This is a genomic window from Gluconacetobacter sacchari, assembly GCF_014174255.1.
In the GTDB taxonomy this organism is placed as follows: Bacteria; Pseudomonadota; Alphaproteobacteria; order Acetobacterales; family Acetobacteraceae; genus Gluconacetobacter; species Gluconacetobacter sacchari.
The window spans coordinates 1-24,721 of the sequence record NZ_JABEQJ010000014.1 but is presented as its reverse complement, the minus strand read 5'-3'; the positions used below and the strand labels follow the sequence as shown (position 1 = coordinate 24,721).

Here is a 24,721-nt window from a genome sequence, read left to right as displayed (position 1 = left end):
CCTAGCCGGCCTCGCCCTCCGGCAGGGCGGCGGGGACGTGCAGTTCCGGCAGATGGATCATCACCTGCCGGGCCAGGTTGGCGGAATGACCGCCCAGCGAGACCCCGTAATCGCCGGCCGGCGCCACCCATTCCAGCGCCGCGGGATTCCATCGGCCCAGCATCCGCGCGTCGATCCCCACCGCCAGCCGCGCGCTCTGGCCGGGCGCGAGTTGCACGGTGCGCCAGCCGATCAGCCGTTTCGGTGCCTCGCCACTGCCGTCCGGCAGGTCGAGATAGATCTGCGGCACGTCGCGCCCGGGCGCGGTGCCGCGATTGGTCACGCTGAAGGCGACCAGCAGCCGGGAGCCGTCCCGCGTCACCTTCAGGTCGCCATAGGCGAAGCGCGCGTGAATCGCCAGCCCGTACCCGAACGGGAACAGCGGCGCGACATGCGCCCGGTCGAATGCCTTGTAGCCCGCCGGATGCGCCGGCGCCGCGCCGCCGGTCAGGGTCACGGGCAGCCGCCCGGAGAAATCGCGCTGCCCGCCCAGGAGCGCCGCGAGCGCGTCCTCGCCTCCGTCGCGCCACGACCAGGCCTGGACCACGCCGTCGACCTGGTCCAGCCAGGGCATGGGGCGGTCGGGATCGTCCGACAGCAGGACGACGACCACATGCGCGCCGCTGTCGGCCACCGCGCCGATCAGCCGATCGTCCTCGGACCCTGCGGAAAAAATGACGACCGGACCGGCCTGCGCGACGTCGGGCGGGAGTGCTGTGCCATTTGGCGCGTCGGCGGCCAGTCGCGCGGCGTGGCCGGCGCGGCCCAGTGCGTCGGCCATCGCGCGCGCGGCCGTGCGGGCCGGCCCCGCCCCCAGGACGAGGATCGGCGCGGCGGCCGTACCGGCAAGCGGCAGGACCGCGTTTTCGTTCCGCAGCAGCACCGTGCCCTCGGCGACCTCGTCCCCGACCAGTGGCCCCTGGTAGGGGGCCGGGGCGCGCAACGCGCCGAACGGCGGGGGATGCTCGGTCACGCCGGCCGCGTCCATCGCCTGCATGATGTGGGCGGCCATGCGGTCGAGCCTGACGGGCGGCACCGCACCGCCCTTCAACGCCTGGCGCAGGGTCGCGCCGAACAGCGCCGTTTCGGCTGTTCCGGGCTCGCCCTCCACATCGACACCGGCCGCCAGGGCGGACAGCACCAGCGTGCGATGCATCGCCGGCGGGGCCTCGGGCGTCGCGCGGTCCGCCATCAGGGCGATCATGCCGCCATAGCGCCATCCGTCGCGCAGCGTGCGTTCCATGCCCTCGAGCGCGCCGCAGGGCCGCATCGCCACGGTCGCGACATGGCACAGCATCCCGGCCCCGGCGGCATGCTCCAGCGCGACATGGAGCGCCAGCAGCCGGTCCTGTTCCATCCCGTCGGGTCCGGGCTGGCCCAGCCCGCCGAACAGGGGCAGCACATGGCCCGCGATCAGCCCCGCCGCGACCTCGCCCATCATCCGGCCGGACAATAGCGGGTCCTCGCCGTCGCGCGTGCGGCCGGCCGGCAGGGGGCCGATTCCGCCGAGGGCCGCGAGCGCGCGGCCGCCGGCCCGGATGGCGCGGGCCCGGGCCTGCCCGACCCGCCGCGCCAGGTCGCGGTCCCAGCTTGCCATCAGCGCCAGCGGCGAGGGTTGGGATGCCCCGTCGACCAACGCCATGCGCAGGGCGGGCAGGCCGGCGCGCGGCACGCCCGGCAGCGTCACGATCGACACGCCCCGGGCCGATGCGGGCGCGACATCGGCGCGGACCAGCGTCAATTTCTCCGCCGGCGTCAGGCGGGCGGCCATGCCGGGCCGAGGCGCCGCCGACAGCGACAGGACGGCCAGGACGATCGCGCCGCCCCATGCTTTCCACCCTTCCGCGATCCCTGCCACGCCGCGCCTCCCGATCCCGCATTTCGTCACGTGCCGCCCCCCTGTGCCGCCGCGCGGGGCCGCTCTCTTGAAACCCCCTGGAACGGGGAAGGCAAGGCGCGGAATCCGGGGGGCCGCACGCCATTTCGCCGGCCCGGCAGAAAATCACCGCCCGACTTGGCGGGGATGCCGGGGCGGGATATGAAGACGGCATTGCAACCGGCTGAACCGTGGTCCGACCGCCGGCCCCGGACGGGCAGGAAACGCCACGGCCGCCGATCCATCATCAGCGGGGCCAGACCCGAGGGGACCACAGGGGCACCATGACCGTTCGACCGCCATCCGCCATTCGCCGCCTTCCGTCATCGGCCCGCCTGCTGGGCGTGCTGGCGCTGTCCCCGCTTCTTGGCCTGACCGCCTGTTCGTCGCCGCGCCGCGCCGACGCGGGACTGGCGACGCCACAGAACCACCTGATCAGCCAGGATCGGTCCGCCAGCGGCGGAGACGACCAGATCGGCAAGAGCGGCGTCAATGCCTATCTGTGGCGCGGCGCGATCGATACGCTGTCCTTCATGCCGTTCGCCTCGGCCGATGCCATCGGCGGCGTGATCCTGACCGACTGGTACGCCCCGCCGGCGAGCAAGAACGAACGGTTCAAGATCACCGCCTATGTCCTGTCGCGCAACCTGCGCTCGGACGCGATCCGCGTATCGGTCTTCCGCCAGGCCCTGACCGACGGCCAGTGGGTCGATACGCCCGTCGCGCCGAACACGGTGTCGGACATCACGTCGCGGATCCTGGCCCGGGCGCGCCAGCTTCGCGCCGACAGCGGCGGCGGCAAGTAAGCCACGTCCGCCCCGGCATTCCTTCTTCGTTTCGGCCCCTGGACCTGCAATGACTGACATGACCCCCGCTTCCTACGATTTCCGCACGGCCGAACCGCGCTGGCAGGCCGAGTGGGAGCGGGCCGGCACCTTCGACGTGCCCGACGTGCCGCCGGCCGACCGGCCGAAATATTACGTGCTGGAGATGTTCCCCTATCCGTCGGGGCAGCTCCATATGGGGCATGTGCGCAACTATACGCTGGGCGATGTGGTTGCGCGCTACAAGCGGGCCAGGGGCTTTTCTGTCCTGCATCCGATGGGGTGGGACGCGTTCGGCCTGCCGGCGGAAAACGCGGCGCGGGAGCGCGGCGTGCATCCGCAGGCGTGGACGCTGGACAATATCGCCGCCATGCGCGGCACGCTCAAGCGCCTGGGCTTTTCGTTCAACTGGGACCGCGAGATCGCGACCTGCCTGCCGGACTATTACGGCAAGCAGCAGAAGCTGTTCCTGGACATGCTCCAGGCCGACCTGGTCGAGCGGCGCGAAAGCTGGGTGAACTGGGACCCGGTGGACCACACCGTGCTGGCGAACGAGCAGGTGGTGGACGGGCGCGGCTGGCGGTCGGGCGCGCTGATCGAGAAGAAGAAACTGTCGCAGTGGTTCCTGCGCATCACCAAATTCGCCCCCGACCTGCTGGAGGGCCTGTCGCACCTGCCGCGCTGGCCGGAGCGGGTGCGCGTGATGCAGGAGCGCTGGATCGGCCGGTCGGTCGGCGCGCGCGTGCGCTTTGGCCTGCATAGCCCGCCCGAGGGGTTCGACACCGACCTGGATTCGGTCGAGGTCTATACCACCCGGCCCGACACCCTGTTCGGCATGGCGTTCCTGGCCGTCGCGGCCGATCATCCGCTGGCCGCGAAGGTTGCCGCGCAAAATGCCGGCGCCGCCGCCTTCATCGCCGAATGCCGCCGCCTGGGCACCTCCGAGGAGGCGATCGAAAAGGCCGAGAAGCGCGGCTTCGACACCGGGCTGCGCGTGTCGCATCCCTTCCTGCCCGACCAGAGCTTTCCGGTCTGGATCGCCAATTTCGTGCTGATGGACTACGGCACCGGCGCCATCTTCGGCTGCCCGTGCGGCGACCAGCGCGACCTGGACTTCGCCAATGCCTATCACCTGCCCTTCCGCCCGGTGATCCTGCCGCCGGGAGAGGACGAGGCGACCTTCGCCATTACCGCCAAGGCGTGGGATGGCGACGGCACGCTGATCAATTCCGGCTTCCTGGACGGGCTGGATACCCGGGCCGCGCGGGCCGAGGCGATCAGTCGCCTGGAGGGGCTCGGTGTCGGGCGCGGCGTGGAGAACTGGCGGCTGCGCGACTGGGGGATCTCGCGCCAGCGCTATTGGGGCTGCCCGATTCCGATTATTCATTGCGCCGCGTGCGGCCCCGTTCCGGTGCCCGACGACCGGTTGCCCGTCACGCTGCCCGAGGACGTGACGTTCGACCGGCCCGGCAACCCGCTGGATCATCATCCGACCTGGAAACATGTCGCCTGCCCGCGCTGCGGCGCCGATGCCACGCGCGAGACCGATACGTTCGACACCTTCGTCGACAGTTCGTGGTATTTCGCCCGCTTCACCGCGCCGCACGCCGCCGCGCCGACCGTGCGCCCAGCGGCGGATGGCTGGCTGCCGGTCGACCAGTATATCGGCGGGATCGAGCATGCGATCCTGCATCTGCTCTATGCCCGCTTCTTTACCCGCGCGATGCGCGAGACCGGGCATCTGGGCCTGGAGGAGCCGTTCGACGGGCTGTTCACCCAGGGCATGGTCAATCACGAAAGCTATCGCGACACCGACGGGCTGTGGCTGTATCCCGAGGAGGTCGAGCGGCGCGGCGACGGCGCGGTGCATCGTGCCACCGGGGCGCCGGTGACGATCGGCCGGGTCGAGAAGATGTCGAAATCCAAGCGCAATACCGTGGCGCCGGTGGCGATCATCGAACGGTTCGGTGCCGATACCGCGCGCTGGTTCGTGCTGTCCGACAGCCCGCCGGAACGTGACATGGAATGGACCGAGGCCGGCGTTGCCGGTGCCGCGCGCTTTCTGCAACGGCTCTATCGCGTGGTGCGGACGGTGGCCGAGAGCGTTGCCGTATCCGCCCCGGAAGCCGCGCCCTCCGACGCCGCCGACGGGCTGCGCCGCGCCACCCATCGGGCCATCGCCGCCGTCAGCGAGGCGCTGGAAGGGTTCGCGATCAATGTCGCGGTGGCCCGCCTGCACGAACTGACCTCGGCCCTGGCCGAGGCCGAGCGCGCGGCGGCCGATGCCGGCATGGCGCATGCGCGGCGCGAGGCCGCGCTGGCCCTGTGCCTGCTGGCCGCGCCGATGGTTCCCCACCAGGCGGAAGAGATGCTGGCGCTGCTGGAGCCGGGCGGGGCGCCGGCCGTCGATCGGGCCTGGCCGGTGGCCGAGCCCGACCTGCTGGTGGCGCGCGAGCTGACCATCGCGGTCCAGATCATGGGCAAGCTGCGCGGCACCGTCGCCGCCGCGCCCGACGCGCCGGCCGAGACGGTGATCGCCCTGGCGGAGCATGAACCCAATGTCGCGCGCCTGCTGGAGGGCAAGCGCATCGTCAAGCGTATCCATGTGCCCAACCGTATCGTCAATTTCGTGATCGCGGGCTGAGCGCGTGCCCGCCCTGCCCCTTTCCACCTCGTGCCGTCGGCCTCGCGGCCCGTGCCGCGCGATGCTGCTGGCGATGGTGACGATGCTGGGCGGGTGCGGCTTCCAGCCGCTCTACGGAACGCCGGGAGGGGGCGACACCGCGAGCGGCACGATCCCCGACCAGTTGCGCCAGGTCTACGTGGCCAGCATCCCCGAGCGCTACGGGCAGGAATTGCGGCTGTTCCTGCAACAGAACCTGGCCGGCGCCGGGCAGGAAGATCCGACCGGCTATACGCTGCGCGTCAGTTCCTATGTGATGAACGAAGCGATCGACATCCATTCGGACAATACGACCGGCCGCACCCGGGCCTCGGCCCACGCGCACTGGATGCTCTATACCGTCGCGCCGGTCCCCGCGCTGCTGACCCAGGGCGACGCCCAGGTGATCGATGGCGAGAACGAGACGTTCGAGCAATATTTCGCCCAGAACCTGAACCAGGCCACGCTGGCGCGCCGGGTGGCCCAGGCCGTCGCCGACCGGCTGACACAGCAGCTCGCGATCTGGTTCAGGACCAGGGCAGCGCCCGCCCGGCACGCGGCCATGCCGCAGGCCACCTATGTCGACCCGAACGTCATGCCCAATTCCAGCACCGAGATCCCGCGCCAGGCGGTCGGCGAGGACGGCATGCCCGGCATGGCCATCGGCCGGTCCTCCCCCGATCCGTCCGGGACGGCGGGGGGCGTGCCGGCCAACGGAACAGTCAACAGCCAGTGAAGATCGACGCCCGATCGGTCGCCCGGATCCTGCGCGAGCCCGGCGCGCTGCGGGCGATCGTGCTGCATGGCGAGGATACGGGCCTGATTCGCGAGCGCGCGCGCCAGGCCGCCACCGCCATCGCCCCGCAACTGGACGATCCGTTCCGCGTCGCGGTGCTGGACCGCGATGCGGCGGAACGGCTGGAAGAGGAAATCTTCTCGCTCTCCCTGAGCGGCGGGCGGCGGGTGGTGTGGGTGCGCGACGGCGGCGACAGCCTGACCGCCCCGCTGAAGGCCAGCCTGGCGCGCGATTCCGACACGCTGGTCATTATCGAGGCCCCCGGCCTGGCCAGCCGGTCGCGGCTGCGCGCCCTGGCCGAAGCCCAGGACCATTGCGCCGCGATCGGCTGCTATCCGGAGGAAGGGCGGGCGCTGGAAGCCACGATCCGCCAGGTTCTGGGAGAGGAGGAGATCCGCATCGACGCCGATGCGCTGTCCTGGTTCGCCGGCCTGCTGGGCCCCGATCGCGCGGCGATGCGCGGCGAAGTCGAGAAGCTGGCCCTGTATGCCGGCCGGGGCGGGCATCTGACGCTGGACGACGTGCGTACCTGCATCGGCGACGCCGCCGGCGTGTCGCTGGAGGACGCGGCCTATGCCGCCACCGCCGGCGACCGGGCCGGCGCGGATACCGCGATCGAACGCGCCCTGGCCGAGGGCACCAGCCCGATCGCCGTCGCGCGGGCGCTGCTGTCGCACCTGCACCGGCTGCGCCGGGCACGGATCGCGATGGATTCGGGGCAGAGCCGGGCGGAGGCGATGCGCGGATTGCGGCCGCCGGTCTTCTTCAAACGGACCGAGTCCTTTGGCCAGGCGCTATCGCTGTGGACCGGCGAGCGCCTGATGGAGGCCGCCGAACAGACCCAGGCGCTGGAGAAGGACTGCAAGCAGACCGGCGCCCCCGACCTGGCCTTGTGCCGCCGCCACATCGCCCGGCTGGCCGCGACCGCGGCGATCCTGCGCCGCGAGCGGTGACACCTTTGCCCCGTGCGGGCGCTTGCTCCGGGCCGCGCGCTCGGTTAGAAGCGGGGAGTGTGTCCGCGTAGCTCAGCAGGATAGAGCACAGGATTCCTGGTTTTCAAATTGGGCGTCATGGCGGGAAACCTCATGACGGATCCGCTCAAATTCGGGGAACGCTCTGACACCGTGTGTCGTGCCGATCCCGAGCCAAGCCCGGCCCTGCCGGGACGGTGTAGAGACTGGACGGGCGGCACCTGTCGGCTTTCGGGCCCAGGGTGAAGGGACAGTCCAGACCACGAACGCCATTTCCGGATGGCGGCGGCGAAAGCCGAAGTGGGATGAATCCTGGGGCCGTGGGTTCGAATCCCGCCGCGGACACCACCCTGCGCTCGCGGAGCGTTTTCCGCCCCGATCGCGCTACGTCCCCGGCCGCCGTTCGAACCCGCCATCCGTTTTTCATGCCCGGCGGGGCGAAGGACATAAAAAAGACGCAGAAACCGTGGCTATTGCGGGTGAATAAACGCGACATGCACGGCGGTCATGGGGATATCCGGGCAGAATAATGGAGTGACGTTTCGTCTTTCACCTGTGCTTCCGGCTCCATGCACATGGGCATGGAGCCTTGATCCGATCTTTGCGAAGGCAGGGGCGCATGAAACGAGCTGAACTATTTTTTCAATGCCGATATGGCTTTTCGCCCCGACCCGACCGCGTTACATCGTAGTCCGATCATCGCATTGGGGCACATATCTCTTCATGCATAACAGTTCGACGTCCGAGCCGAATACCATTACTCGGGACGAGCCCATCGCCATCATCGGCGCATCTTGCCGCCTTCCCGGGGCGCCGGACGTTATCAGCCTGTGGCAGCTTCTGGACGAGGAACGCGAGAGCGTGCGCCCGATCCCGGCGAACCGCTTTCCCCTGCGGGATTTCTGGCACCCCCGGCGCGGCGAGACCGGCAAGTTCTATGCCACCCGGGCGGCGACGCTGGATGAGATCGAACTGTTCGACGCCGCCTTCTTCGGCATTTCGGCCCGCGAGGCCCGGCAGATGGACCCGCAGCAGCGGCTGCTGCTGGAACTGGCCTGGGAAGCCCTGGAAGACGCGGGCACGACGGCGGACCAGATCGCCTCGGCCGGTGTCTATGTCGGCGCGTCGGGCCTCGAATACGCCAATATGCGCCTGACCGACCCGTCGTCGGGCAATGCCTATTTCATGCCCGGCAACACGCTGAGCATCTTTTCCAACCGCATCTCCTACGCGCTGGGCCTGCATGGGCCGAGCATGACCATCGATACCGCCTGCTCGTCCTCGCTGTTCGCCCTGCACGAGGCCTGCGAGGATCTGCGCGCCGGACGGACGGAAGTGGCCCTGGTCGGCGGGGTCAGCATGCTGCTGTCGCCCTACCCCTTCATCGGCTTCTGCGCCGCCAGCATGCTGTCCCCGACCGGGCGGTGCCACGCCTTCAGCGCCGATGCCGACGGCTATGTGCGTGGCGAAGGCGGCGTCGTGCTGCTGCTGAAGCCCCTGTCGGCGGCCCGGCGGGACGGCGACGACATCCGCGCGGTGATCATGGCCAGTGGAATCAACGCCGACGGCCGGACGCCGGGCCTGACCTTTCCCAGTGCCCAGGCCCAGGCGGCCCTGCTGCGCGAGGTCTATGGCAAGGCCGGCGTGTCGCCCGACCAGGTCGCTTTCGTCGAGGCGCACGGCACCGGCACCCCGGCAGGCGACCCGGTGGAGACGAATGCGCTGGGCACCGCCCTGGGCCAACTGCGCGACACGCCCCTGCCGATCGGCTCGGTCAAGACCAATCTCGGCCATCTGGAACCGGCGTCGGGCCTGGTCAGCATGCTCAAGGCCATGCTGGCGCTCCAGAACCGGCGCCTGCCGGCCTCGCTGCATTGCGCGACCCCCAATCCGGCGATTCCCTTCGCCGAACTCAACCTGGAAATCGTCACCGAAGCCCGGCCTCTGGCGGAGGGGACGCTGATCGCCGGCGTCAACAATTTCGGCTTCGGCGGCGCCAATGCCCATGTGGTCCTGGCCAGCGCGCCGGCGCCAGCGGCCGCCCCGGACTCCACCACGACCGCCGCACCGGACGAAGCGGTGCCGCTGCTGCTGTCCGCGCGGTCCGAGGCCGGCCTGGCCAGCCTCGCGCGGGTCTGGTCCACCCGGACCTGGACCGATGCCGACCTGCGCGGTGCTGCGACCCGCCGCGCGCAGTTGACCCATCGCCTGGGCGTGCCGGGCGGAGACCCCGCGGAGATGCGCGCGGCGCTGGCCGCCTGGGTCGAGACACGCGCCCATTCGGACATCGTGACCGGGCAGGCGCTGGCCCAGGCGCGCACCGTGTTCGTGTTTTCGGGCAATGGCAGCCAGTTCTCGGGCATGGGGCAGGACCTGCTGACGATCAGCCCCGTCTTCGCCGCCGGCGTGGCCGAGGCGGATGCCGCGCTGCGCCCGCATCTCGGCTGGTCGGTGCTGGAGGCGATGCGCTCGGGCGACTGGTCGGCCGATCCGGCCGATATCGCCCAGCCCATGCTGTTCGCGTTCCAGATCGGCGCCCTGCGCGGGCTTGAGCATCAGGGGCTGAAGGCCGATATCGTCGTCGGCCACAGCGTCGGGGAAATCGCGGCCGGCGTGCATGCCGGCATGCTCGACATGGCCGAAGCGGCGCGCATCGTCGCCCTGCGCAGCCGCCATCAGGCCACCGCGCCCGGCGGCGGCATGGCCGCGATCCATGGCGATGCCGAGGCGGCCGCGCGCCTGCTGGCCGAGGCCGCGCCGAGCCTGGAAATCGCCGCCTTCAACGCCCCGAGCGCGCTGGCGGTGGCCGGAGCGGCCGAAGCGCTCGATCGCCTTGAGGCGGCGAAGGACGCTTCCACGCTGCTGATCCATCGCCTGAAGGTGGGATATGCCTATCACAGCAGCCAGATGGACCCGATCGCCGAGGCGCTGATCCGCGACCTGGGCGAGATCACCGCTCGCCTGCCGGACCGGCTGATGATCTCGACCGTGACCAGCCAGCCCTTTGCCACCCTTCCCGACGCCGATTACTGGTGGCGCAATGTCCGCGCGCCGGTGCTGTTTGCCGAATCGGTGCGCCGGGCGGCCGCCGAGGGCGGCACGGTTTTCGTCGAGATCGCTCCCCGGCCGGTGCTGCAACATTATCTGCGCGACATCCTGAAAGGTGGCGACGCACAGACCCGCGTCATGCCGGCGGTGCCGGCGAAGATCACCGCCGATCCGTTCCCCCGCACCGCGCTGAGCTGTTTCGCCGCGGGCTGCGACATCCTGTCCGCGCCGCGTTTCGCCGGCCCCGCCCGCGCCCGGGGCCTGCCCGGCGTGCAGTGGCAGCGCGAGCGGCACTGGTACGAGCCGACCGAGGAAGCGCTGGCGGTATTGTGGAACCAGCAGGACACGCATCCGCTGCTGGGCGACCATGGCAAGCGGGAATCCAACGAATGGACCGCGCATCTGGACGGCGCGGTGCAGCCCTGGCTGGCCGATCACAAGGTCGGCGACACCATTGTCCTGGCCGCCGCCTGCCTGATCGAATTCGCCTTTACCGCCGCCCGCGCGACATGGCCGGACGCGCCGTTGCTGGAACTGCGCGATTTCCAGATCCTGCGCCCCGTCATCATCGAACAGGCGCATCTGCGTGAAATCCGGGTCCGGCTGGCGGCGGATGGCGCCGTGACCATCGACAGCCGGCCCCGGCTGTCGCACGCGGTCTGGACGCGCCATGCCACCGCCCGCGCCGGCGTGGCCTCCGTTGCCCCCGCCGCCCTGCCGCCGGCCGCCACCGGCAGCGGCCTGACGGGCGAGGCGTTGTATGCGATCGCCCGCGCCGCCGGGCTGGCCTATGGACCGGCTTTCCGCCGGGTCGATGCGATCGCGATGGCGCCGGGGCATGTCGAGGCCAGCCTGACCGGCCAGGCGCCGATCGAGGGCCTGACCCTGGATCCGACGGCGTTGGACGGCACCTTCCAGGCCCTGGTCGGACTGGCCGTCAACCATGCCGACGCCGGAGCCGCCGAGGCGCCGCTGCCGCGCAAGTTCGGCGTCATCCGGCTGGACCTGACGGCCGGGCCGCCCGCGCGCGGCCAGGCCGCCGTCACGATGTCGGGCCCGCGCGAGACCGAGGCCGACATCGTGATGCTGGACGCCGCCGGCCGGGCGGTGCTGTCGGCCACCGGCTGCTGGTTCACCCGCATGCCGGGCGAACGCCCCGTTCCGGTCGCCGAGCGCAGCTTCCACGAAATCTGGCTGCCGTCGCCGGTCTCGCCGCCCCTGCTGTCCGACGAGCGGTTCCTGGCCCTGCGGCCGGCCATGGAAACGCCGGTGGGCGATGACGACGACCGGGATGCCGGGCTGCTGGCCCATACGATCCTGGCCGGACGCACTGCGCAGCCGGCGCCTGCCGCCACCGATGCGCCCGACCCGGCCCGGCTGTGGCAGACGCTGTTCCTCGACCTGCCGCAATGGCTGCCCGCGGCGTTGCTGCTGGCGTGGGTCGACGAACGGACGGGCGCCGAGCCGGATGCCGCGCGCGGCGACGATGCCTTTCCCGATATCGCGTTCCGCCAGTTGCTGTCGGGCCGCAGCGTGGAACTGGCGGCCGAGCAGATCGCCGGCACCATCGCCGCCTATACGCGCGACTGGCCGGAGGACCGTCCGGTGCGCGTGCTGGAACTGCATGCCGACCGGGCAGCCCTGACCCGCCAGCTGGTCCCGCGGCTGGCGGGCCTGGCGTGTCGCCTCGACTACACGATCCTGGAACCGAATCGCGAGCGGCAGGCCCGGCTGCGCCCCGCCGTGCTGGCCCATCTGCCCGGTATCGTCATGGCCGAGACCGTGCCGGAGGGCGCGTATGACGTTCTGGTGGCCTATGCTCCCGGCCTGCACGGCATGGTGCCGGCGGTGACGCTCGCCCATGCCGACCGGCTGGCGCCGGGCGGGCTGATCCTGGTTGCCGAGGCGGCCGACGATGCGGGCTGGACGGCCCTGCGCGACCTGTCGCCCGAGCCGCTGCTGACGATCGCCGCATGGCGCGACCTGCCGCATCGCCTGCGCGCGGTGGCCGAGAGCGTTCCCGCCCGGGCGCCCTTCCCGCTCGCCCTGCTGGCGGCGGTCGCGGTCGAGGCGGAGGAAACGGAGGCGGAGGCGGAGGCGGAGGCGGCGCCCGTGTCCGCGCCGCCGGTGCTGCGCCTGTCCCATGCCCCGGCGCAGGATGAGGATTCGGACGACGCCGTCCGTACCATCCGCGCGGTGCTGGCCCTGGCCCGGGACGCCCGCGCGGCGGCCGAGGCCGGAGACTGGCTGGCGATCGTTACCCGCGACGCCGCCGCCACCCCGCATGAGGCGGCGCGCGCCGCCCTGGGGCGGACGATCGCCAACGAATTCCCTGCCCTGCGCTGCCGTCGGATCGACCTGGCGGCCTCCTTGACCGAGGCCGCCATCGCGGCCGCGCTGGAGGCGGAACGCCATGCCACCGACGGCGAGCGCGACGTGCGCTGGACGGCGGAAGGCCGGCTGGTCCGCCGCCTGCGCGAGGGCCTGCCGGCCCGCGCCACGGAAGCGAAGACGGATGTGCGGCTGATCCAGCCGGTTCCCGGTCCGCTGGACCGGCTGTGCTGGATGCCGGAGCCAAGGGTGCCGCCCGGCCCGCGCGAGGTGGTGATCGACGTCCGGGCCAGCGGACTGAATTATCGCGACGTGCTGTCGGCCATCGGCATGCTGCCCGATGAATTGCTGCTGGACGGGTTCGCCGGCGCCACGCTGGGCATGGAGTGCGCGGGAACCGTGCTGGACGTGGGCGCGGAGGTCACCGACCTGGCTCCCGGCGACCGGGTCATGGCGCTGGCCGCCGCCGCGCATGCCAGCCGCGTGGTCACCGACCGGCGCAGCGTCTTCGCCCTGCCGGACTGGCTGTCCTTCGCGGCCGGCGCCACCATTCCGGTCACCTATCTGACGGTGCTGTACGCGCTGGAGACCGTCGGCACGCTGCGGGCCGGCGAAACGGTGCTGATCCATGGCGCGGCCGGCGGTGTCGGCCTGGCCGCGATCCAGTATGCCAGCCATGTCGGCGCGCGCATCGTCGCCACCGCCGGGTCGCCCGCCAAGCGCGCGGCGCTGCGGGAGCTTGGGATCGAAACCGTGCTGGACAGCCGTTCGCTGCGCTTCGGCGCCGATGTGCTGGCCGCCACCGACGGGCAGGGCGTGGACGTGGTGCTCAATGCCCTCAGCGGCGAGGCCATGGAACGCAGCCTGGAACTGGTACGTCCGTTCGGCAGGTTCCTGGAACTGGGCAAGCGCGACTTCCTGGCCAATACCCGCGTCGGCGTCGGCCCGCTGCGGCAGAATGTCAGCTATCATGCGATCGATGTCGACGCGCTGGTGCGCCATCGTCCGGACTTGGTCTCGACCGTGACGGACCGGCTGCACGCACTGCTGGAAGACGGCGCGGTCGGGCCGCTGCCCTATACCGCCTTCCCTGCCTCCGCCGCGACCGATGCCTTCGCGCTGATGCGGAGTTCGGCCCATGTCGGCAAGATCGTGCTGACGATGGGGCCGGTCCAGGTGCCGGCGGCGCTGGAGGTGCCTGCCGATCGCACAATGCTGGTCACCGGCGGCACCGGCGGCTTCGGCGCGCGCGCCGCGCGGTGGCTGGTGAGCCGTGGCGCCCGCCACCTGGTGCTGGTCAGCCGGCGCGGGCCGGCGGCCGACGGCGTCGCCGCGTTGCGCGACGCATTGCTGGATGCCGGGGCCCTGACCGTGGAAATCCGGGCCTGCGACGTGACCGACCATGACCGGCTGGCGAGCCTGCTCGACGACATCCGGGCCACCATGCCGCCGCTGGGCGGGATCGTGCATGCCGCCGTCACGGTGGCGGACGGGCTGGTCGCCACCCTGTCCGAGGAACAGGTGACGGCATCGGTCCAGGCCAAGCTGGCCGGCGCGCTGTCGCTGGACCGGCTGACCCGCGACGATCCGCTGTCGCTGTTCCTGGTCTTCTCGTCCGCCACCATCACGCTGGGGGCGCCCGGCCAGGGAGCCTATGTCGCGGCCAATGCGGCGGTCGAGGCGCTGATCCAGCGCCGGCGCGACGCCGGGCTGCCCGGCTGCGCCGTCCGCTGGGGGCCGATCGCCGATGCCGGTTTCCTGGAACGCAACGAGGCGGCGCGCGAGGCGCTGGACCGGCGGCTGGGCGCGCGGTCGATGCGATCGATGGCGGCGCTGGACGCCCTGCCCGACCTGCTGGCCTCGTCCGACCCGTGGCCGGTGCTGGCCGAAATGGACTGGCAGGCCACGGGCAGCCTGCCGATCCTGAGCGAGCCCCTGTTCGGCGCCGTCACGCGCCGCCGGGACGAGGACGGCGATACCGGCGACCTGATGAGCCTGCTGGCCACGGCCGGCACGGAACGGCGGGAGGAAATCGTCGCCGACCTGATCCTGGGCGAACTGACCCGCATCATGCAGACCGACCGCGAGGCCCTGCCGCTGGACCAGCCTTTGGCCGAGCTGGGCATGGATTCGCTGACGGCGGTCGAACTGGCGCTGGGGCTGGAGCGCCGGCTGGGCGTGTCGCTGCCCGGCTTTGCCTGGCAGGAAATGACGGTTCGCCGCGTCGCGCGCCAGGTATCCACCCTGCTGGGCAACAAGGGTGGGCAGGAGACCGCCGCCGCCACGCCGGATGAAGCCGTGATGGCGCGCCACCTGTCGGATGAGGAACGCCACGCCGTGGCGGAAACCGCGGACATTCCCGAACCCGCGCTTTCGAACGAAGAAGAAATGACTCGATGACGGGACCCAAATTCGGCCGCCGGCTGGGCGAGCGCATCAAGCTGATGGCCAGCTTGGCGGGTGCGGCGCCGGCGACGGGGGGCACCCGCGGCTGGTCCCTGCCGGGTGTGGAGGAAATGGCGTTCATGGAGAAGCGGGCGGCGGCGCTGGGCGTCGCCGATCCGTTCTTCCGCCAGCATGACGGGCTGGCCGGGGCCACGACCCGGATCGACGGGCACGACTACATCAATTTCTCGTCCTACGACTATCTGGGCCTGAACGGCGATTCGCGGGTGATTGCCCGCGTGGAGGATGCGCTCCACCGCTTCGGCACCACGGTATCGGCCAGCCGCATGGTGTCGGGCGAGCGCCCGTTCCATCGCGAACTGGAAGGCGCGCTGGCCGACTGGCACGGTGCGGAGGATTGCGTGGTGATGGTATCGGGCCATGCGACCAACGTGACCACGCTGTCGCAGCTCATGCGGCCGGGCGACCTGATCGTCCATGATGCGTTGGCCCATAACAGCCTGATCCAGGGCGCCATCCTGTCTGGCGCGCGGCGCATCGCCTTCACCCATAACGACGTCGCGGCGGCGCGCGAGCAGTTATGGATGCATCGCCGGGCCCACAAGCGCGCGCTGCTGGTCCTGGAAGGCCATTACAGCATGGACGGCGACATTCCCGACCTTGCCGCCTTCGTCGACCTGGCCCGCGAATTCGACTGCATGACCCTGGTGGACGAGGCCCATTCGACCGGCGTGCTGGGCGCGCGCGGGCACGGCATCGCCGAAGAGGCCGGTGTGGCCCCGGATGCGATCGACCTGTGGATGGGCACGTTGAGCAAGAGCCTGATCTCCTGCGGCGGGTATATCGCGGGGCGCGCCGACATCGTCACCTATCTGAAGCGTACCGCCGCCGGCTTCGTCTATTCCGTCGGGCTGCCGCCGACCAACGCCGCGGCCTCGATGGCCGCGCTGGACATCATCCGCGAGGAACCCTGGCGCATCGCGCGCCTGCGCGAGAATGCCATGCATCTGCTGCGCCTGTTCAAGGAAGCCGGCTTCGATACCGGCACCTCGGAGGGCTATGGTATCGTGCCGCTGGTCACCGGCAGTTCGCTGCTGGCCGGCCGGCTGTCGCAGGCCCTGTTCGAACGCGGGCTGAATGTCCAGCCCATCATCCACCCGGCGGTGCCGGAAAAGGCGGCGCGCCTGCGCTTCTTCGTCAGCGCGTCCCATACGCCCGAGCAGATCGCGCAGACCGCGTCGCTGGTCGGTCAGGCACTCCGCGCCCTGTCGGAATAGGCGGACAGGATCCGCCGCACCGAGCCTTCGACCGCGAGGGCGCGGCCTTCGGGGGTGAAGAAATCGCCTTCGACCAGGACCTCCTGGATCAGCATGCGGCAGAACGCATCCAGCAATTCGGCATCCGGCCGCCTCGCCTCCTGCCAGAAGCGGTCCAGAGGGGCCTGGAACGTCAGTCCCGCGACATCATAGATGGCTTCGCCCAGGATCTTGACCGGCCGGTCGCGCCGCAGCGCCAGCAATCCGACCGTGCTGTTGACGGTCACGATCCCCTGGCTGGCGCCCAGGACGGGCTCCAGCGGACCTTCGGCCATGAAATGGACCCGCGTTGCGATGCCCAGCGCGCGGGCATGCCGGGCGATCAGCCCCTCCCAGTCGGTCAGGCGCGGATCGAGCGGATGCCGGCGGACGAGCAGCGACAGCGATGGCGGCGCATGGGTGGCGAAGGAGACCAGGATACGCTCCAGCGCCTCGGCCATGCTGCGGAACGGGGAATGAACCCGCAACTGGTAATCGCCATCCAGTTGCATCGGCACCAGCATGAACGGACCGCTCGGCAGGGGCGCCTGTTTCGGCTTGCGGACCAGACGGCCGCCCCAGTCCCGCAGCCAGCCCGCATATTCCACGAAGGGGCTGACCACCGCATGGAAGCGCGCGTGGGGAAACAGCGCCGACAGGGCCACGCGCAGCCCGTGATAGGACACGTCATAGACCGCGCGGCGCAGGAAATCGGGGTGCGGGTTGTAGTGCATGGCCGGCCACGGGGCCCGGCCCCGTTCGCGGATGGCGTCGGCATCGCGCGGCAGGGCCGAAAACCCGTTGACGCCGTGCGGCTCCAGCGTGATCCAGCCGGGCCTGAGATAGCCTTCCTCGAACACCCAGATGGCGATGCCGTGCGCCCGGGCGATGTCGGTCGCCACGAGGTGGATCGGGCGGCAATCGCCGAACAGGATGATCGCATCCGGCCTGTCCTGGGCGACGATCTTTTCGAGAAAGGCGGGCAGCGCCTCCTGGCGGCCGCGAAACCAGGTGGCGTCGTGGGAAAAGACGACATCGCCGCCATTGAAGGCGATGCGGCGGACATGATGGCCGGCGGCCCGGAGCGCGATCGCCAGTTCGGAGAAGAACGGTGTGGCGTTCCCCTGCAACATCAGAAAACTCAGCAAGCCGTCTCGACCTTCCCGTTCGTCACGCCCAGGGCCGCCAGGCCGGCCGCCACCTGGGTCGGCCAGTCGGCGAATGACGGGGCCGGGACCGGCCGCCGGTCATGCCCGCTCAATTCCGCGATCGCACGCCGCCAGCCGGGCCCGTCCAGGGGATCGAGATAGACGGGGAAATCACCGGCGATTTCGCGAAAGACCGGCAGGTCGCTGCACAGGCACGGGATGCCCATCGCCAGGACCTCCAGCAGCGGCAGGCCGAACCCCTCGGCGAAGGATGGAAACAGCAGGGCGCGCGCGCCGCCGATCAGGGCTGCGACCCCGCGATCGGACAGGGTGGCATGTTCATGCACGATGCCCCGCAGCGCCGGGCAGCGTTCGATCATGTCCAGGATATTCTCGTTTTCCCACCCGCGCCGCCCGATGATCACCAGATGCGGCAACGGGGCCGAGCCGCCCTCGGTCGCCATCTGGCGCCAGAGATTCAGCAGTAGCAGATGATTCTTGCGCGGCTCGATGGTGCCCAGGATGACGAAGTAAGGGGCGTCGGGCGCCAGCGGGCCGGCTGAGGCCGGGATGCCGGAGGGAACGAGGCACCCGTGATGCACCACGCTGACCGGCGGGCAATGCCCGCGCGGCGCCAGATAATGCCGCAGGGAGTCTCCCACCGGCCGGGACGGCACGATCACGCTTTCCGCCAGCCGGCCCACTGTGTCCATGCGCCGGCGATGGCGGTCGGGTTCGGTGGGCCGGGCATATTCGGGATATTCGATCGGGATCAGGTCATGGACCATGACCGCCATCGCGGCATGTGCCCGCTTCAGGAACGCGGCGATCACGTCCTGTCGCATCAGATGGTGATGCGACAGCAGGAGATATGTCCGGCGGTGTTTCGTATCGCCGACCGCGCCGAAGGCCGCCGCCTGCAACAGCGCGCCGGCCAGCAGCGACGATGCGCGCGACGGGCGCGTCCCGCTTGCCCAGGCGCGCGCCAGGACCCGCAGGAACGATGCCGCCGCGCGACGCGGCAGGATGCCGATCCGCCCGACCGGATGATAGGCCACGAACGCGACCTGCGACGCGGGAACGCGCATGAGATACAGCGCATATTCCAGTTCCACGCGATCGATCCCGGTCGGTACCGCGCTGTCAGCGCGGGAGAGCAGGCGCGAGATATCCATCAGGACGGGATGGCGCAGGCCGCCGGTCATGCCGCCCGGACCGTGCGTAGCCGGGCCCAGGCCTTGCGCAATGCCGTCTGCACGGCCAGCGCGCGCATCCAGGGTGTCGGCCGCCAGAGATCGGGGGTCTGCAATCGGTCGATCAGGATCTCCGGCCCGCATGGCAGTCGGGTGAGCGGATCGAGATAACGCGGAAACAGGATCAGCACTCCGGCAACGAGGTCTTCCAGGGACAGGCGCCGTGTCCGGCGTGCGGGAACATCCCCCAGATCCACCGTGAGGCCCCACCCCGCATAGAACGGGACGCCATATGTCACAACCCGCCGTCCGCGCATAAGAGCCTCGAACCCCGCGAGCGAGGTCAGGGTATGCACCTCGTCCACCCGGGCGATCGTATCGAGAATCGCGCCCCCCCGATCGATCCGGTCGGCCAGTCGCATGACAAGGGAATCGTCCATATGGCCCAATCGGTGAGTCGCCTCGACATCCGGGTGCGGCCTGTAGACGATGAACGCGTCAGGATTATGGTCCCGGACGGCCTGCAACAATTCCAGGTTGCCCCCGATCCGGCCGCCGCCGCACCGCACCGACTGGTCGTCCGCCACCTGTCCGGGCACCAGGATCGTCCGCCGTCCGCCGGTATCCCACGATTCGGCCGCATGGTCCGCGCGGGTGGCGCCGTATTTGGAAATGCCCAGCCGGACCAGCGAGTCGACCAGCCGCGCGGCGCGGGCACGCAGCGCCGGGGGAAAGGCGGCGGTCGCCAGGATATGCTCCAGGTCGCTCTCCCGCGCCGGGTCGTAATAGATGCCCCGCGTGTCGATGGTGATCGAGGAGGGCGGCATCAGCGCGCTGCCCAGCCCGATGGAGCGGACGAAGCCGTCCTCGACGCGCCAGACGGGCGTCCCGCACGCGCGCGCCGCCTGCTCCAGCCCTGGCGGCTGGCGGGTTGCCCAGACGGCCACGGCGCCCGGCAGACCGGGACGGAAATCCTGGAGAAAGGGCGGCGCGCCGGGTGCCGTCGCCAGGAAATCGGCGATCCGCCGCCGTTTCCATCGCGACATGCCCAGACAGGCCCCGACCTGGCGGTTGACGGCGATGGTGCGCCGCCAGTCGGCCAGCAACGCGATCGCCTCGGCGCACGGGATCGGGGCGGAGGTAAACGGACTGTGGTAGGCCGTGCGGTCGAGGATATCCGCCAGCACGTCGGCGCGCAGGAAGGGCGCCTCTCCCTGATCGTCCAGCATGCCCCCCGGCCCGAACAGGATGGCGGGCACGCCGCGCAGGGCCGTCAGGCGGACGATATCCCCCACGGCGTCGGCATACACGCGCACCGCGCCGTCCAGCAATGCATGGGGATCGCGCTCCCACGGCACATGCGCGATGCCGAGTCGCCGCGCCAGCGCGGCGGTCGGCCGGCATGGCCCCCGCCGCACCAGCAGGACATCGCGCGCGTCATGCGCCGCCAGTACCTGTTCCAGCAGGGCCGCGACATGCCGGCGTTCGCGTCCTTTGCCGGACAGCACGACCAGGATCGGACGAACATGTTCGGGACGCGGTGCCCAGAAGCTGCCGCCGACCCGCTCGCGCCGGATCTGCCCGGCCAGTTGCGCGCGCTCGGACTCCGCGACGGGAAACGGGGGCGGCGTCGGGCCGCAGCGGCGGGCCAGGACAGGGATGGACCGGTGGAAAGGCGGTATCCGCAGTAATGTCGTCATGCGCGGTATCCGCCCCCGACGCCCCGGACTGTTCCTGTCAGCATATTAACCCCCCGATCCCGGCAGGCTGGTAGCATGTCTGCCCCGACACGAAAAATCGTCCGTTGCGAACAATGGCGTCATTGCTGGAGGGACGCCGCGTAATGGGTCCTGTACCAGGCGACGAACGCGTCGACGCCCGCCTGGAGCGGTGTCGAGGGGCGGAAGCCGGTCAGCGCCAGAAGGGCGGAACAGTCGGCCCAGGTGCGCGGCACGTCACCGGGCTGCATCGGCAGATAACGGCGCACGCATGTCAGGCCGGTCGCGTTTTCGATCGCCTCGATGAACGCCATGAGACTGACGGGCTGGCTGTTGCCGATATTGACCACGCGATAGGGCGCCACGGGGCTGGCCCCCGGATCGGCCTCGCCCGCCCTGCGGGGCGGCACGCGGGAGAGCAGGCGGACGGCCTCGACCAGATCGTCGATATAGGTGAAATCGCGCGCCATATCGCCGTTATTGTACACATCGATCGGCTTGCCGGCGTACATGTCGGCGATGAACTTGAAGAGCGCCATGTCCGGCCGCCCCCACGGGCCGTAGACGGTGAAGAACCGGAAGACCGTGGTCGGAATTGTCCAGTTATAGGCATAGGCATGCGCCAGGTCCTCGGTCGCCTTCTTGGTCGCCGCGTACAGGCTGAGGGGATGATCGCATCGATGAGCCTCGGAAAACGGCAATAGCGCGTTCGCCCCGTAGACCGAGGAGGTGGATGCCATCATGAAATGAAGGGGCCGATGCCGGCGGAGCGCTTCCAGCAGCGTGGAGGTGCCGACGATGTTGGAGCCGATATAGGTGCCGGGGGCTTCGAGACTGTAGCGCACGCCCGCCTGGGCCGCGAGGTGGATGACCATTTCCGGCTCCGCCCGCGCGAAGACCACCTCCAGCGCCTCCGCGTCCTGCATCATGACTTCATGGGCGGTGAAATTGTCGTGCGCTTGCAGGATGGCATGGCGCTGCCGCTTCAACGAAACGTCGTAATAATCGGTCATGCCGTCGATACCGATGACCGTGCATCCGTCCTCCAGCAATCGCCGGGCCACATGAAACCCGATAAATCCGGCCGAGCCGGTCACGAGAATACGCATCTGAACCTCCAGAAAGACCGGACGGCCCACCCGCGCCGCCCGCCACACCGATGCCACGCTTGCCGTTCATGGTGCGGCAGTCCGGTCGGATCATCCGGCATGGCACAAATTCCGTCTTGTCTGTATGAGACATGCCCCATCGATCATCTGGCGACGAGAACCGCAATTTTGCCGAGCACGATCCCGACAGCCAGGACGCGACATTTGCCCAGGTCGCGCCGTGCTCGGACGACAGGGGACTAGGATGCAGCACTGGGCCATCGCCGCCGTCGCCGGTCTGGCGATCCTCGCACTCGTTATCCTCCGGATAACCAGCGGCCGGCCGTTCAGGCCGCTATGGAACGACCTGCCCGACGTGGCGGTCGCCATCATCCTGTGGCTCTCGCTTGCGCTGCTGACCGGGCGCCCGGTCTCGTCGGCGCTGCTGTGGGTGGTGCTGGCCGCCGGATTGCTGCTGGCCGACCATACCAAGCGCGAGGTCCTGCGCGAACCGATCGTGTTCGCCGATGCCAGTGAACTCCTGCTGGTCTTCACCCATCCGAAATTCTATCTGCCCTATGTCCATCCCGCCCTCTTCTACGGCATCGGCGGCCTGCTGGTCGTGGCGACGGCGGCGCTGTTTTCCATCGAGCCTCCGTCCATGCCTGGCGATCCGGTGCTGTCGCGGCTCGTCGGGGCGTTATTGCTGATCGTGCCGATCGCCGCCTATTTCTGGCGGCCGTCGCTGAACGTCATGGCGCGCGTGATCCGGCTGCTGCGCCCCAGCGGCGACCCGGTCGAGGATGCGAAGACACTCGGCATGCTGGGCAGCTTCGCCGCCCACACGGTCTGCTCGCGCCAGGAACGGCCGGCCCGGCAGGCCGCATGCCATTTCGGCATCGTGACCGCGCCGCCGGACAAGCCCCCGGTCCTGCTGGTCCAGGCCGAGTCCTTCTTCGATATCGGCCGGCTGGACCCGGCCCTGCCCTCGCCCCTGATGCACTACCAGGCCTGTCGCGCCCGGGCCTGCCGCCATGGCCGCGTCGATGTCGATTCCTGGGGGGCCAACACCACGCGCAGCGAATTCGCGGCCATCAGCGGGGTGTCGTCCGCCGCGCTGGGGCTGGACCGCTTCAATCCCTATTATTCCTTCGCGCGCCGGCCGCTGGACACGCTGGCCGCCCGCATGCGGCAGGCGGGCTATCTGACGGTGTGCGTGCATCCCTATGACCGCCGGTTCTATGGCCGGCACAAGGTCATGCCCAATCTCGGGTTCGATCATTTCGTCGGCGGCGAGGCCTTTGAGGCCCGACGCGGCGAACTGGTCGCCGACGAGGTGCTGGGCGCCTGGATCAACGATTTCATCGACCGCCAGGCCCGGCCCGTCTTTGTGTTCGCCGTCACGGTCGCCAATCATGGTCCCTGGTCCGCCCAGGCGACGACCGACAGCCCCTTCGCTCCGATGCTGGGCGGGTATCTGGACGGTCTGATGGGTACCGACCGGATGATCGGCCAGCTCGCGGGCTCCCGCTGGCTGAACGAGGATGGCGGCATCTTCGCCCTCTATGGCGACCATCAGCCCAGCCTGCCCATCCTGCTCAACGACGGCGCGCATATCGGCGCGTCGACCGATTATTTCATCCTGGACCGCACGCGCGCGGCAGCGGGACGCTGCGATATCCGCGTCGATCAGGTCGGTCGCGCCCTTGCCGAATGTCTGGCGGAGCATGCTCCCATGCCGCGCGCGCCGCGTGCGGCCGACCGCCTCTCGGCCGCGGGGCGACGGTTCTGACGGGGCGGCGGCTTCGGCCTTTGCCGCCCCGATCGCGCAACTCGTCACGATGGCAGCCGTTTCAGTCAGAAGCGAGCATGACGGCCGAAGCCGTTCTCGTGCGATGCATGACAGGGACCGGACCCGGCGCCAGGAGAAATACAATAACCATCCGCTGCGATCGAAGAACGGCTCTTCTCATCCCAAAACATGCCAAGGTTAAATAAATAATAAAAATTTCGATTCCGGAAAAATAAACCCGATGAAACATCTCATGACATTTATTTTCTTGCGACATGATTTTTTGATTGTAGCATGATCGCGTCAACAGGCGAGGCAGGCGTGTGCGTATACTCGTAACAGGCGGGTGCGGTTTCATCGGTTCGGCGGTAGTACGGCATCTGATCGGAGCCACCCCCCATTCCGTCGTCAATATCGATGCCATGACCTATGCCGCGACCCGGGACTCGACGGCCGCCGTCGCGGCGGATCCGCGCTACCTGCATGTCCGGGCCGACATCACCGACGGGGCGGCGATGCGGGCCCTTTTCGCGGCCCATCAGCCGGACGCGGTGATGCATCTGGCGGCCGAGAGCCATGTCGACCGCTCGATCGACGGCCCCGGCGTGTTCATGACGACCAATGTGCTGGGCACGTTCACCCTGCTGGACGCGGCCCGGGACTACTGGTCGGGACTGGACGCGGCGCGGCGGGAGCGCTTTCGCTTCCATCACATCTCGACCGACGAGGTGTTCGGCACGTTGCAGCCGGGCGATCCGTCCTTTACCGAGGACACGCCCTATGACCCGCGCAGCCCCTATTCGGCGTCCAAGGCGGCGTCGGACCATCTGGTGCGGGCATGGCAGCATACATACGGGCTGCCGACCTTCGTAACCAACACCACCAACAATTACGGTTTCTGGCACTTCCCCGAGAAGCTGATCCCGCTGGTGACGATCAACGCCATCGCGGGGCACCCGCTGCCCGTCTATGGCGACGGCAGCAACATGCGCGACTGGCTGTTCGTCGACGATCATGCCGAAGCCCTGGTCCTGGCGCTGGAGCGCGCCCGGCCGGGCGAGACCTACGCCATCGGCGCGCGGCAGCCGCGCAGCAACATCCAGGTCGTTCGGACCATCTGCGCGATCCTGGACGAATTGCGCCCCGATCCGGCCGGGCCGCGCGCGCGGCTGATCCATTACGTCACCGACCGGCCGGGGCATGATTTCCGCTACGAGATCGACCCCTCTCGCGCCGAGACGGCGCTGGGCTGGCGCCCCCGTCATGATTTCGAAACTGGGCTGCGCCGCACGATCCAATGGTATCTGGAGCATCGGGACTGGTGGACCGCGCTCCAGGACCGGCATGACAGCACGAAGCGCCTGGGCATGGCCCCGGCGGAGGGCACGCCATGAGCATGATCGCGGACACGCCGGACACCGAGCCCCCGATGAAGGGCATCCTGCTGGCGGGCGGATCGGGCACGCGCCTGCACCCCATGACGCTTGCGGCCAGCAAGCAGTTGCTGCCGGTCTACGACAAGCCGATGATCTAC

Annotated in this window: 14 protein-coding genes; 9 read left to right on the top strand and 5 right to left on the bottom strand. The window is 69.8% G+C overall.

The genetic code is table 11. From position 1 onward, the window contains the following. Position 1: 1 nt before the first annotated feature. The gene (locus tag HLH48_RS11670; RefSeq protein WP_343065413.1) at positions 2-1,897 is read right to left on the bottom strand and encodes a glycoside hydrolase family 3 C-terminal domain-containing protein; all 1,896 of its coding nucleotides are present in this window, start codon (positions 1,895-1,897) and stop codon (positions 2-4) included. A gap of 302 nt (positions 1,898-2,199) precedes the next feature. Here HLH48_RS11670 and HLH48_RS11665 point away from each other — a divergent pair, with 302 nt between their 5' ends. The 6 genes from HLH48_RS11665 (at position 2,200) to HLH48_RS11640 (ending at position 16,230) form a co-directional block, all read left to right on the top strand. After that, on the top strand, positions 2,200-2,721 hold the full coding sequence (locus tag HLH48_RS11665; RefSeq protein ID WP_182997686.1) for a DUF3576 domain-containing protein: 522 nt from the start codon (positions 2,200-2,202) through the stop codon (positions 2,719-2,721). A gap of 49 nt (positions 2,722-2,770) precedes the next feature. Then, complete coding sequence (gene leuS, locus HLH48_RS11660) at positions 2,771-5,383, top strand: leucine--tRNA ligase (protein ID WP_182997685.1); 2,613 nt, start codon at positions 2,771-2,773, stop codon at positions 5,381-5,383. A gap of 4 nt (positions 5,384-5,387) precedes the next feature. Next, entirely contained in the window at positions 5,388-6,137 is a 750-nt protein-coding gene (locus HLH48_RS11655; RefSeq protein WP_264813078.1) for a hypothetical protein, read from the top strand. Next, positions 6,134-7,150, top strand: coding sequence for a DNA polymerase III subunit delta (gene holA / locus HLH48_RS11650; protein WP_182997684.1), 1,017 nt, complete (start codon positions 6,134-6,136; stop codon positions 7,148-7,150). Before HLH48_RS11655 ends, holA begins: the two co-directional genes overlap by 4 nt. 741 nt (positions 7,151-7,891) lie before the next feature. Further along, on the top strand, positions 7,892-14,947 hold the full coding sequence (locus HLH48_RS11645) for a type I polyketide synthase (RefSeq protein WP_182997683.1): 7,056 nt from the start codon (positions 7,892-7,894) through the stop codon (positions 14,945-14,947). Beyond that, on the top strand, positions 14,944-16,230 hold the full coding sequence (locus tag HLH48_RS11640) for an aminotransferase class I/II-fold pyridoxal phosphate-dependent enzyme (RefSeq protein ID WP_182997682.1): 1,287 nt from the start codon (positions 14,944-14,946) through the stop codon (positions 16,228-16,230). The genes HLH48_RS11645 and HLH48_RS11640 overlap by 4 nt, the downstream gene beginning before the upstream one ends. Here the strand turns inward: HLH48_RS11640 and HLH48_RS11635 are convergent. From HLH48_RS11635 to HLH48_RS11620, 4 genes are all read right to left on the bottom strand, one after another. Continuing rightward, the gene (locus HLH48_RS11635; protein ID WP_182997681.1) at positions 16,203-17,396 is read right to left on the bottom strand and encodes a capsule biosynthesis protein; all 1,194 of its coding nucleotides are present in this window, start codon (positions 17,394-17,396) and stop codon (positions 16,203-16,205) included. The two genes, HLH48_RS11640 and HLH48_RS11635, sit on opposite strands and share 28 nt — an antisense overlap. Next, positions 17,390-18,601 carry a glycosyltransferase family 4 protein gene (locus HLH48_RS11630; RefSeq protein ID WP_246387267.1) on the bottom strand — a complete coding sequence of 404 codons (1,212 nt, stop codon included), beginning with the start codon at positions 18,599-18,601 and terminating at the stop codon, positions 17,390-17,392. Before HLH48_RS11630 ends, HLH48_RS11635 begins: the two co-directional genes overlap by 7 nt. Then, the gene (locus HLH48_RS11625; protein WP_182997680.1) at positions 18,598-20,289 is read right to left on the bottom strand and encodes a capsular polysaccharide export protein, LipB/KpsS family; all 1,692 of its coding nucleotides are present in this window, start codon (positions 20,287-20,289) and stop codon (positions 18,598-18,600) included. The genes HLH48_RS11630 and HLH48_RS11625 overlap by 4 nt, the downstream gene beginning before the upstream one ends. Before the next feature lie 119 nt (positions 20,290-20,408). After that, entirely contained in the window at positions 20,409-21,416 is a 1,008-nt protein-coding gene (locus HLH48_RS11620; RefSeq protein ID WP_182997679.1) for an NAD-dependent epimerase/dehydratase family protein, read from the bottom strand. Positions 21,417-21,660: 244 nt separating this feature from the next. Here HLH48_RS11620 and HLH48_RS11615 point away from each other — a divergent pair, with 244 nt between their 5' ends. The 3 genes from HLH48_RS11615 to HLH48_RS11605 all read left to right on the top strand — a co-directional run. Continuing rightward, the gene (locus tag HLH48_RS11615) at positions 21,661-23,187 is read left to right on the top strand and encodes an LTA synthase family protein (RefSeq protein WP_182997678.1); all 1,527 of its coding nucleotides are present in this window, start codon (positions 21,661-21,663) and stop codon (positions 23,185-23,187) included. A gap of 323 nt (positions 23,188-23,510) precedes the next feature. Continuing rightward, complete coding sequence (gene rfbB / locus HLH48_RS11610) at positions 23,511-24,581, top strand: dTDP-glucose 4,6-dehydratase (protein WP_182997677.1); 1,071 nt, start codon at positions 23,511-23,513, stop codon at positions 24,579-24,581. A 35-nt stretch (positions 24,582-24,616) separates the two neighbouring features. Continuing rightward, positions 24,617-24,721, top strand: a 105-nt coding sequence (locus HLH48_RS11605) for a sugar phosphate nucleotidyltransferase (RefSeq protein WP_246387275.1), incomplete at its 3' end; no start/stop codon positions are given.

Bases quoted from the DNA above. Each gene is read 5' to 3' on its own strand.
- HLH48_RS11665 (WP_182997686.1), top strand. From the start codon at position 2,200: ATGACCGTTCGACCGCCATCCGCCATTCGCCGCCTTCCGTCATCGGCC.
- leuS (WP_182997685.1), top strand. From the start codon at position 2,771: ATGACTGACATGACCCCCGCTTCCTACGATTTCCGCACGGCCGAACCG.
- HLH48_RS11645 (WP_182997683.1), top strand. From the start codon at position 7,892: ATGCATAACAGTTCGACGTCCGAGCCGAATACCATTACTCGGGACGAG.
- HLH48_RS11640 (WP_182997682.1), top strand. From the start codon at position 14,944: ATGACGGGACCCAAATTCGGCCGCCGGCTGGGCGAGCGCATCAAGCTG.
- HLH48_RS11630 (WP_246387267.1), bottom strand. From the start codon at position 18,601: ATGACCGGCGGCCTGCGCCATCCCGTCCTGATGGATATCTCGCGCCTG.
- HLH48_RS11625 (WP_182997680.1), bottom strand. From the start codon at position 20,289: ATGACGACATTACTGCGGATACCGCCTTTCCACCGGTCCATCCCTGTC.
- HLH48_RS11620 (WP_182997679.1), bottom strand. From the start codon at position 21,416: ATGCGTATTCTCGTGACCGGCTCGGCCGGATTTATCGGGTTTCATGTG.
- HLH48_RS11615 (WP_182997678.1), top strand. From the start codon at position 21,661: ATGCAGCACTGGGCCATCGCCGCCGTCGCCGGTCTGGCGATCCTCGCA.